General features: G+C 74.1%; 11 protein-coding genes. 8 read left to right on the top strand and 3 right to left on the bottom strand.

The window, feature by feature from the left end; translation table 11 throughout:
• A partial coding sequence (locus FM076_RS28125; protein WP_173873670.1) for an enoyl-CoA hydratase-related protein occupies positions 1-1,420 on the top strand: 1,420 nt, incomplete at its 5' end.
• Positions 1,421-1,506: 86 nt separating this feature from the next.
• On the opposite strand, the gene FM076_RS28120 is transcribed toward FM076_RS28125, so the two are convergent.
• Positions 1,507-1,743 (bottom strand): chaplin, encoded by a 237-nt coding sequence (locus FM076_RS28120; protein ID WP_173873669.1) that lies wholly within the window; start codon positions 1,741-1,743, stop codon positions 1,507-1,509.
• Positions 1,744-2,100: 357 nt separating this feature from the next.
• On the opposite strand from FM076_RS28120, the gene FM076_RS28115 reads away from it, so the two are divergent.
• A complete protein-coding gene (locus FM076_RS28115) occupies positions 2,101-2,307 on the top strand; it encodes a hypothetical protein (protein WP_173873668.1) in 207 nt (68 codons plus the stop codon).
• Positions 2,308-2,463: 156 nt separating this feature from the next.
• Here FM076_RS28115 and rpsN read toward each other — a convergent pair whose 3' ends face one another.
• Positions 2,464-2,769: a 30S ribosomal protein S14 gene (gene rpsN / locus FM076_RS28110; RefSeq protein WP_173873667.1), complete on the bottom strand. Its 306-nt coding sequence runs from the start codon at positions 2,767-2,769 to the stop codon at positions 2,464-2,466.
• The gene (gene rpmB / locus FM076_RS28105; protein ID WP_173873666.1) at positions 2,769-3,005 is read right to left on the bottom strand and encodes a 50S ribosomal protein L28; all 237 of its coding nucleotides are present in this window, start codon (positions 3,003-3,005) and stop codon (positions 2,769-2,771) included. The genes rpsN and rpmB overlap by 1 nt, the downstream gene beginning before the upstream one ends.
• A 65-nt stretch (positions 3,006-3,070) precedes the next feature.
• On the opposite strand from rpmB, the gene rpmG reads away from it, so the two are divergent.
• The 6 genes from rpmG to FM076_RS28075 all read left to right on the top strand — a co-directional run bounded on the left by rpmG (position 3,071) and on the right by FM076_RS28075 (position 5,897).
• The gene (rpmG, locus tag FM076_RS28100) at positions 3,071-3,235 is read left to right on the top strand and encodes a 50S ribosomal protein L33 (protein WP_173873665.1); all 165 of its coding nucleotides are present in this window, start codon (positions 3,071-3,073) and stop codon (positions 3,233-3,235) included.
• 25 nt (positions 3,236-3,260) lie between these two features.
• The gene (locus FM076_RS28095; RefSeq protein WP_173873664.1) at positions 3,261-3,518 is read left to right on the top strand and encodes a type B 50S ribosomal protein L31; all 258 of its coding nucleotides are present in this window, start codon (positions 3,261-3,263) and stop codon (positions 3,516-3,518) included.
• Positions 3,515-4,666: a CobW family GTP-binding protein gene (locus FM076_RS28090; protein WP_173873663.1), complete on the top strand. Its 1,152-nt coding sequence runs from the start codon at positions 3,515-3,517 to the stop codon at positions 4,664-4,666. Before FM076_RS28095 ends, FM076_RS28090 begins: the two co-directional genes overlap by 4 nt.
• A 37-nt stretch (positions 4,667-4,703) precedes the next feature.
• Positions 4,704-4,940, top strand: coding sequence for a 30S ribosomal protein S18 (gene rpsR / locus FM076_RS28085; protein ID WP_173873662.1), 237 nt, complete (start codon positions 4,704-4,706; stop codon positions 4,938-4,940).
• 98 nt (positions 4,941-5,038) lie between these two features.
• A complete protein-coding gene (locus FM076_RS28080; RefSeq protein ID WP_173875067.1) occupies positions 5,039-5,440 on the top strand; it encodes a nucleotidyltransferase domain-containing protein in 402 nt (133 codons plus the stop codon).
• Positions 5,441-5,504: 64 nt separating this feature from the next.
• Positions 5,505-5,897 carry a DUF2267 domain-containing protein gene (locus FM076_RS28075; protein WP_173873661.1) on the top strand — a complete coding sequence of 131 codons (393 nt, stop codon included), beginning with the start codon at positions 5,505-5,507 and terminating at the stop codon, positions 5,895-5,897.
• Positions 5,898-6,074: the final 177 nt, after the last annotated feature.

Here is a 6,074-nt window from a genome sequence, read left to right as displayed (position 1 = left end):
CGTGCACGAGGGGCGCACCCGCTGGGGCGTGACGGTGGTGCGGGCGGAGGCGGAGGCGGAGACGGACGCCGGGGACGTCTGGGCGTCGGCCGAGTGCGAACTCCCCAGGGAGGCGGCCAAGAGCGACGTCTACCGGGGTGAGGTCTCCGACGCGGCACTCGAAGCGGTCCGCAGCGCCGTGGCCCGGTTCGCGGCGGGCGGCCACCGGCCCCGCGCCCAGCAGGAGCGCCCCGTGGTGCGGCCCGCGCTGCCCCAGTCCGCACGCCGCATCGACTGGGGCGCGGACCGGACGTCCACCGTGCTGCGCACCCTGCGGGCCGCCGACTCGCAGCCCGGCGTGCTGGACGAGTTGCTGGGCGAGGAGTGGTATCTGCACGGCGGTCACTTCGAGGACCAACTCCACGGACCGCCGGGCGAGATCGTCGCCACCCGCGCCGGCGCGATCTGCCGGGCCACAGTGGACGGCGCGGTGTGGATCCCGCAGCTGCGGCCGCGCCGCTCCGCGGACGGCAGGGCCACGTTCAAGCTGCCCGCCACACTGGCGCTGGGCGAGCGGCTCCCCGACGTCCCGGAACGCCCCGCGCCGCTCGAACCGGCCCCCGAACGCGTCACGTACACGGAGATCCGCTACCGGGAGCGGAACGGGGTGGGGTTCGTGCACTTCTCCTTCCCCGGCGGGGCGATGAGCACCGTGCAGTGCCGGCGGCTGCTGGCCGCCTACCGGTACGCCTGCACCCGGCCGACCCGCGTGGTGGTCCTCGGCGGCGGCCGGGACTTCTTCTCCAACGGCATCCACCTCGGCGTCATGGAGGCCGCCCCCGACCCGGCGGCCGAGGGCTGGGCGAACGTGCAGGCCATGGACGACGTGGTGGAGGCGGTGCTCACCACCACCGACCGGCTGGTGGTGGCCGCCCTGGGCGGCAACGCGGCGGCGGGCGGCGCGATGCTGGCCGCCGCGGCCGACGAGGTGTGGTGCCGGGCCGGTGCCGTCCTCAACCCGCACTACCGGCTGATGGGCCTGCCCGGCTCGGAGTTGTGGACGTACACGCTGCCGCGCCGGGTCGGACCGGAGATCACCGAGGCGCTGATGCGGGACGCCGAGCCGATGAGCGCCGCGAGCGCCCGCCGGATCGGGCTCGTGGACCGGGTGCTGCCGACCACGCCCCGGGACTTCGGCCCGCGCGTGGCCGAGCTGGCGGCGGCGCTGGCCGAGGACCCGGCCACCCATCAGCGGCTCGCCGTCAAGAAGGCCAACCGGGCCCGCGACGAGGCCACCGAACCGCTGGCCTCCTACCGCGACCAGGAGCTGGCCGCCATGCACCGCGTGCTCTTCGACCCCGGCGCCCCGCACCACGCGCTGCGCGCCGCGTTCCTCCGCAAGGAGCCGCGGCCGGAGGGCGGGACGGGACTGCGCGGGTAGCGCTCACGCGCGGTGCGGACACGTGAGCGCCCCGCCGGAATCCGGCGGGGCGCTCACGTGACAACGGGAAACCCGTGCGGACCGCCTCAGTCGTTGACGCAGGTGTTGCCGAACGCGGGGTTGAGGAGCCCCACGATGTCGATCGTGTTGCCGCACAGGTTGATCGGCACCTGGATCGGGACCTGCACGACGTTGCCGGAGAGAACCCCCGGCGAGTTCGCCGCGCTGCCCTGGGCGCCCGAGTCGGCGGACGCCGCCGTCGCGCCGCCGAGAACAGCGGTGGCGGCCAGGCCGGAGGCGGCAATCGCGGTACGGATGCGCATGGCGATCCTCCCTTGTTTTGTGGGCCAAGACGCGCACAAGGGTGCAACGCCCGCGGAAGGCGGGGTTCACTCGCCACGCCCAACGCCGCCACACTCACCCGACCGGGCTCGTCGTCATACCGCACGCCGTCGATACGCTGTCGCAACTGGTCGCGGCGGTAGGCGCGGAGCCGGCGGAGCACGGCACGGGCCGCCCGGCTGTCTGACGCCGGAGCGGATCGCACGCCCGCTGCCGCGCGGCGCCTCTGCCATTCGGGTCCGTTATTTCGTGTCTTTCATATATTGCTCTGTGATGCCCGGCCGGGCGGTGACGATGGACGCGTCCTTGTTCTTTCGTGCTTCCCACGGAGGTTTTCCATGCGCATGCGCACCCTCACGCGCTCCCTCACCGTCGGCCTGGCCGCCGTCGGTCTGGCCGCCGCCGGCACCGTCTCGGCCTCGGCCTGGGGCGGGGACGAGTACAACTGGGTCAACAAGAAGGCGTCGTTCGTGAAGGTCTCGGACAACGACCGCGTCATCAGCGACTCGGTGATCTTCAAGTTCGGCCCGATGCAGAACGGCTGACACTCCGTCGGCTCGGGAAGCCGACGCGGAGGGGCCCCGTTCGAACCTCCAAGGAGGAGCCCCTCCGCGCCGGAGCGCGGTACGGCCCCGGCGCCGTGCCCCCACCCGGGGCCGCTCCTCGCGGAGCGGCCCCGGGTTTCGTCGTCTTTAGGCCTGTCACCAGGAGGACTTGGTGACCCCCGGGAGGAAGCCGGCGTGCGCCTGTGCGCGGAAGCGCACCCGCGAGAGGCCGAACGCCCGCAGGTGGCCGCGCGGACGGCCGTCCACACTGTCGCGGTTGCGCACGCGGGTCGGGCTCGCGTCGCGCGGCTGGCGCCGCAACTCGGCGAGCGCGGCGCGCCGTTCGGCCTCCGTCGAGCCGGGCCCGCGCAGGATGTCCTTGAGTTCGGCACGGCGCGCGGCGTAGCGGGCGACGACGGCCCGGCGCCGCTCGTTCTTCGCGATCTTGCTCTTCTTCGCCATCAGACCTGCCCTCCCCGGGCGCGGATGCGGGCCACGGCCGCCTCGACGCCGATCACATCGACGGTCTTGATGCCCTTGGTGCTCAACGTGAGGCGTACGTACCGGCCTTCGCTCGGCAGCCAGTAGCGCCTGCGCTGGATGTTCGGGTCGAAGCGCCGGGAGGTGCGCCGGTGGGAGTGGGAGACGGTCTTGCCGAAGCGCGGTTGCGCCCCGGTGAGCTGGCAGTGGGCGGACACGGGTGTTACCTACCTCTCACGGGGTCCAATTGGAAATGATTTCCATTAACAATATAGTGGCCGCCATGGCACGCAACGACCTCCGCCCCCTCGTCAAGCTCCGCTCGACCGCGGGCACCGGCTACACCTACGTGACCCGCAAGAACCGGCGGAACGACCCCGACCGGCTGACCCTGCGCAAGTACGACCCGCACGTGCGCCGGCACGTCGACTTCCGCGAAGAGCGCTGACGCCCACCCGAGGGAGAAACACCCCATGAAGCCCGGAATCCACCCCGCCTACGGCCCCGTCGTCTTCCGCGACAAGAGCGCCGGCTTCGCCTTCCTGACCCGCTCCACGCTCACCAGCGAGCAGACGATCGAGTGGGAGGACGGCCACACCTACCCCGTCGTCGACGTGGAGATCTCCTCGCGCAGCCACCCCTTCTACACGGGCACCGCCCGCGTCGTGGACAGCGCCGGGCGCGTGGAGAGGTTCGAGCGCCGCTACGGCCGGGGCGGTGCGGACCGATGAGGCACGAGGAAGCACCGCTGCCGGTCGTCCTGGTGGCCGGCATGCACGCCGAGGCCCGCAGGCGCGTCGTCACCTGGCTGCTGCGCACCGTCCCCGGCAGCGTGGCCCTCCACCACGACATGAGCGACGCCGCGAGCGGCACCGTCACCCGGATCGTCCGCGACCGGACGGGCACGGTCGATGTCGGCGGGAGACCGCTGGTGAACGACTGCGCCTGCTGCGCGCTGCGCGAGGACCTGGTGCCCGAACTGGTGCGGCATGCCGGCTCGGCACGGCTGGCGGTGGTCGAGCTGTGGGACTCGGTCGAGCCCAAGGCGATGGCCGAGACCCTCACCGCCCACGGAGGGCGGGACATCCGGCTCACCAATGTGATCACCGCCGTCGAGCCCGCCCTGGTGCTGCCCTGCCTCGCCAACGGCGACGACCTGGCCGAGGCCGGACTGGCCGCCGCGGCGACCGACCAGCGCACCGTCGCGGACACCTGGGCGCGCCAGCTGGAGTACGCGCCCGTCCTCGCGCTGGTGGACGAGCACGAGGCCGATGAGGAGGACCGCGCCCTGCTCACCCAGCTCCACCCGACGGCCCGTCACATTCCGCTGGGTTCCCCGGAGCTGGCGCGGCTGGCCGTCGCGGGCTTCGATGTGCGGGCGGCCGCCGCCGCCCAGCACCCCTCCTGCGCGCTGCTCCCCCAGGAGGCCGACGAGGCCGGGGTGGGCACCCTCGTCTGGCGCGCCCGCCGGCCCTTCCACCCCGGCCGGCTCTACCGGGCCCTGGAGGACCTGACCTGCGCCGCCGCCCGCAGCCGCGGCCGGTTCTGGCTGGCCGACCGGCCCGACACGCTGCTCTCCTGGGACGCCGCCGGAGGCGCCCTGTGCGTGGAGGAGAACGGGCCGTGGCTCGCCGCACTGCCGGACGCCGCCTGGGAGATGGCGCCGCCCGAGCGCCGGGCCGCCGCCGCCCTGGACTGGCACCCCGAGCACGGCGACCGGGGCCAGCACCTGGTCTTCACCTCCCCTGGCCTGGACCGCGAGGGGCTGACCGGGCTCCTCGACGCGTGCCTGCTCACCGACGCCGAGTACGCGGCAGGCCCCGAGGGCTGGAAGCGGTTCCCGGCCGCGTTCGACGCGCTGCTCTCCCCCGTCCCCTGACCGTCCCCCGCCCCCGACACCACCCCCGGAGGTCCCCATGCCCCGCCGTACCACCGACCGCAAGCCGCAGCGGCCCCGCCCCAATCCGCTGGACGCGGCCGGCATCACCTACATCGACTACAAGGACACCGAGCTGCTGCGGAAGTTCATCTCCGACCGGGGCAAGATCCGCAGCCGCCGCGTCACCCGCGTCACCCGCCGGCAGCAGCGGCTGCTCACCACCGCCATCAAGAACGCCAGGGAGATGGCCCTGCTCCCCTACGCGAGCCGCTGAGGCCGGACCGGGGCAGCACCTGTGGGCCCTAGGGTGCTCGTAGGCCACAGCCGCACCTCGTCCCCGGGCCCGGCCCGTCGCCCGCGCGTGCCGCCGAGATCCGCCGGGTCGTCGGCCGCGCGGCCCGGTGGGCGGCCTCGCGCCCCGACGTCGCGGGGCTGCTGCTGGTGGGCTCGTGCGCACGCGGTGCCGCACGCGCCGACTCGGACGTGGATCTCGTCCTGCTCACCCGTACCCCCTCCGCCTACGACGGCGACACCTGGGCCGCCGGCCTCGGACTGCCGGTGCCGGTGCGTACCCGGCGGTGGGGGGCCGTGGTCGAGCGCCGGTTCGCGACGCCCACGGGGCTGGAGGCCGAGTTCGCGGTCGGCTCACCGTCGTGGGCCGCCACCGGACCGGTGGACCCGGGCACCCGCCGCGTCGTGAGCGACGGGGCACGCGTGCTGTACGACCCGGCGGGACTGCTCGCACGGCTGGAGGCGGCGTGCGGTGACCCATAAGCCCGGGCACAAGGGGGTACCGCGTGGCGGGAGAGCAGGGCCCAGCGGCACGAAGGAGCCGACCATGAGGTACGACGAGTTCCTGGCACAGGTCCGCGAGCGCGGCGAGTACCAGGACCGGCAGGAGACCGAGCAGGTCACCTGGGCGGTCCTCAGCGTGCTCGCCGCCCGGATCACCCCCGTCAAGGCGCAGGAACTGGCGGCCCAGCTGCCCGGCCCGCTGGGGCCGGTCGTGGCCGAGGCCGGTGAGGAGCCGCCGGAGACGTTCGGCGTGGCGCAGTTCTGCGAGCGCGTCGCCGAGCACACCGGGGCCCGGCCCAGAACCGCCGAGTGGGATGCCAGCGCGGTGCTGTCCACCCTGGCCGACGCGGTCTCCGGCGGGGAGCTGAACCAGCTGATCAGCCAGCTGCCGAGCGGTTACGCGGCGCTGTTCGGCAAGGTGGAGCTGAGCCGGTAGCGCCGGGGCGGGACCGCTGCCGGGGGGGCGGAGCCGGGCGGTGCGGGTCAGGCGGGGTGAGCGCCGCCGCTCTCCAGGAGCCGCCGCAGCCGGGCGAGGGCCGCCTCGAGGTCGGGGCGGAGGCCCCGGCAGGCTTCCTCGTCCGCCTGGACACCGAGAGTGACGCGTGCGCCGTGG

Origin of the sequence: Streptomyces albus subsp. chlorinus, from assembly GCF_013302895.1 — a bacterium.
GTDB classification, from domain to species: domain Bacteria; phylum Actinomycetota; class Actinomycetes; order Streptomycetales; family Streptomycetaceae; genus Streptomyces; species Streptomyces chlorinus.
This window is presented reverse-complemented; position numbering and strand designations above follow the sequence as displayed.